General features: G+C 41.3%; 1 protein-coding gene and 1 rRNA gene. One reads left to right on the top strand and one right to left on the bottom strand.

Features of this window, described 5'->3' with window-relative positions; translation table 11 throughout:
* A 16S ribosomal RNA gene (locus tag DNJ75_RS14800) occupies positions 1–380 on the bottom strand; the annotation flags it as partial.
* Between the two features lie 401 nt (positions 381–781).
* Between DNJ75_RS14800 and DNJ75_RS14795 the strand changes: the two genes are divergently transcribed.
* A complete protein-coding gene (locus tag DNJ75_RS14795; protein WP_117004187.1) occupies positions 782–1,366 on the top strand; it encodes an MFS transporter in 585 nt (194 codons plus the stop codon).
* Positions 1,367–1,464 lie beyond the last annotated feature (98 nt).

Raw genomic sequence — 1,464 nt, 5'->3', positions numbered from 1 at the left:
GTGTGGCTGATCTTCCTCTCAGAACAGCTATGGATCATCGCCTTGGTGAGCCTTTACCTCACCAACTAGCTAATCCAACGCAGGCTCATCGTACAGCGACTGCCTAAGCAACCTTTGACCCGAAGGTGTCATGCGGTATTAGCAGTCGTTTCCAACTGTTGTCCCCCACTGTACGGCAGATTCCTACGCGTTACTCACCCGTCCGCCACTATCTGACCACCACATCAGCGCCTTATCTAATAGCCCTCAAGAAACTTAATCGTAAATTAAGCCCTCAAAAAATTAAACAAAACAACAATGTGGTGGTCAGACCGTTCGACTTGCATGTGTTAAGCATACCACCAGCGTTCAATCTGAGCCAGGATCAAACTCTTCAGTTTAAATCCTTAGATCATCAATTCCTGCAAAAAACAAGAACTAACAATCCGCAAAAATTTTTGCTCAAAGTATTCAAGTATCTACATTTTATATCTCTTTAAACATCTTGAAAACCTTGCTACCAAGGCGTTTCTCGCGAACATTCTCGCTGAGAACGAGGTGCCATTATACACACCAATTACATCCCCGCAACCCCTTTTTTCATCTTTTTTAACTTTTACAGCTTTTTATTAGATTTTGATTTAAATGCGACCTGAAAAGCCACGACATTGATTGATTTGCGATCTTATCAAATGATCTTTAGCGTATCTTAGATAGATTTATTCCTAATATTACCTTGGTTTTACTCTCAATCTATGACACCCTTGAAAAGAACTGGATAGCAAAAACCTTAAATTTCACGATGAAAAAATCACTTATTAGCTTCGCCCGTCTTTCCTTTGGCAATATTATCGAGTGGTATGATTTCTCTTTATACATTTACTTTGCTGTTTATATAGCAAAAGATTTCTTTCCAAGCCACGATCCTTATGTCAGCTTACTGTTAACGTTTACCACATTTTTTCTGGGCTCTCTCGTTCGCCCCCTAGGTGGATTTTTGATTGGCTGGCTAAGCGATTATTATCACCCCAAGATCATGATTAATTTCTGTGTTATTGCGATGGGCATCTCGACATTTTTGGTTGCGCTATTGCCTGATTATCAGATGATTGGTGTTTGGGCACCGATATTACTAATTGTCTTGCGCATCATTCAAGGTTTATCCGTTGGCGGACAATTCCCAGGTCTTATCTCACTATCTGTAAAAGATCATCACAGTGATAAGGGCTTTGCAGTTGGCATGGTATTCTCCATATCATCATTAGGCTTTCTTCTTGCCTCCATTGTTGGTTTTTTTGCCTCTAGCGTTTTTTCACATCATGATACACAGTGGATTTGGCGTATTCCTTTTGCTTTAAGTGGTGCGACTGGCATGGTCAGTATCTAGCGGGTGGAATTCCCGTCACGACCTTGGGAATAGGAACGTGTAGACGAAGGCAAGGGTGTCGGAAGAAACTCTCTCTTGCTCCCTCAAAGAGGATAAAC

This window comes from Cysteiniphilum litorale (assembly GCF_003428165.1).
Taxonomy (GTDB): Bacteria; Pseudomonadota; Gammaproteobacteria; order Francisellales; family Francisellaceae; genus Caedibacter; species Caedibacter litoralis.
Note: the sequence above shows the minus strand (reverse complement) of the source record. Positions and strands in the feature narration are given on the sequence as shown.